Below are 1,605 nucleotides of genomic sequence, written 5' to 3'. Positions count from 1 at the left end.
AGATTAAGGAGGAAGGCGCCGACATCGTGATTGCGCTCTCACATTCCGGCATCGACGTGAAGCAGGGCGACATGATGGAGAATGCGTCGTTCTTCGTCGCCGGTGTCGACGGCATCGATGCGGTATTCACCGGCCACCAGCATCTGGTCTTTCCCGGCAAGAAGGACTTCCAGTCGCTGGACGGCGTCGACACGCAAAAAGGCACGCTGCAGGGCAAGCCGGCCGTGATGGGCGGCTTCTGGGGCTCGCATATGGGGCTGATCGACCTGATGCTGGAGCGCGACGGGTCGAACTGGAAGGTCGTTTCCGCCACCTCCGAGGCGCGGCCGATCTTCGAACGCGTCGACAACAAGGCCAAGTCGATCGTCCCCGACGACAAGCGCATCATCGCGGCACTCGAACAGGACCACCAGGCAACTCTGGCCTATGTGCGCCGTCCCGTCGGCAAGACCTCGGCGCCGCTGTATTCCTATTTCGCGCTAGTCGCCGACGATCCGTCGGTGCAGGTCGTCAGCCAGGCGCAGACCTGGTACCTGAAGGATATTCTCAAGAACACGCAATGGAAGGACGTGCCGCTGCTGTCGGCCGCCGCACCCTTCAAGGCCGGTGGACGCAGCGGCGCCGACTACTATACAGACGTGCCGGCAGGCGACATCGCCATCAAAAACGTCGCCGATCTCTACCTCTACCCGAACACCGTGCGAGCCGTGGAAATCACCGGCGCGCAGGTCAAGGAATGGCTGGAAATGTCGGCCGGCATCTTCAACCGGATCGAACCGGGCAAGGCCGACCAGGCCCTCATCAACACCGACTTCCCGTCCTACAATTTCGACGTCATCGACGGCGTGACCTACAAGATAGACCTGTCGCAGCCGCCGAAATACGATGCCAAGGGGGGACTGGCGAACGCCGGCGCCAATCGCATCGTCGACTTGATGTTTGACGGCAAGCCAATTGATCCCAAACAGAAATTCGTCGTTGCGACCAACAACTACCGGGCCGGCGGTGGCGGCAATTTCCCCGACATCAATGCCTCGAAGATCATCTACGAGGCGCCGGACACCAATCGCGACGTGATCGTTCGCTACATCGTCAGCGAGGGCACGATCAATCCGTCGGCGGACGGCAACTGGTCGTTCGCGCCGCTGCCTGGAACCAGCGTCGTGTTCGAGACCGGCGCCAAGGCCAAGGATTTCATTGCCGAGGTGAAGTCGCTGAAGATCGAGCCGGTAGGAGAGGGCGAAGCGGGATTTGCGAAATACCGAATCCTTCTCTGACCGTCGGCATAGGTCCGCGCCGGTACGGCAGCGTGGACCTATGCCTTGTAGACCACCTGGCGCACGTCGATATAGCTGGCGCGGAAGCCGGCCTCGCAATAATGCAGGTAGAATTCCCAGAGCTTCTTGAAGCGGTCGTCGAAGCCGAGCGGGACGATCTTTTCCCATGACGCCCAGAACCGCTGGCGCCATTCGGCGAGCGTGCGCGCATAGTCGTCCGGAAACACGCGCTCGCGCAGATGGGCAAGGCCGTGATCGTTGCCGAGTGCCTTCAGGATCGACGGCGTCGGCAGCATGCCACCCGGAAAAACATAGCGCTGGATGAAAT

The 1,605-nt window shown here is 61.2% G+C and carries 2 protein-coding genes; one reads left to right on the top strand and one right to left on the bottom strand.

Features of this window, described 5'->3' with window-relative positions; all coding sequences use genetic code 11:
• Window positions 1-1,277 (top strand): bifunctional 2',3'-cyclic-nucleotide 2'-phosphodiesterase/3'-nucleotidase (locus ACXJ7R_RS32110; RefSeq protein ID WP_457155312.1); only part of this gene is annotated, 1,277 nt, incomplete at its 5' end.
• 38 nt (window positions 1,278-1,315) lie between these two features.
• On the opposite strand, the gene ACXJ7R_RS32105 is transcribed toward ACXJ7R_RS32110, so the two are convergent.
• Window positions 1,316-1,605: class I SAM-dependent methyltransferase (locus ACXJ7R_RS32105; RefSeq protein ID WP_457155311.1), on the bottom strand; the 290-nt coding region annotated here is incomplete at its 5' end.

This window comes from Mesorhizobium sp. P5_C1, assembly GCF_054049815.1.
The sequence above is the reverse complement of the archived record's forward strand: the minus strand, read 5'-3'. Positions and strand labels throughout refer to the sequence as shown.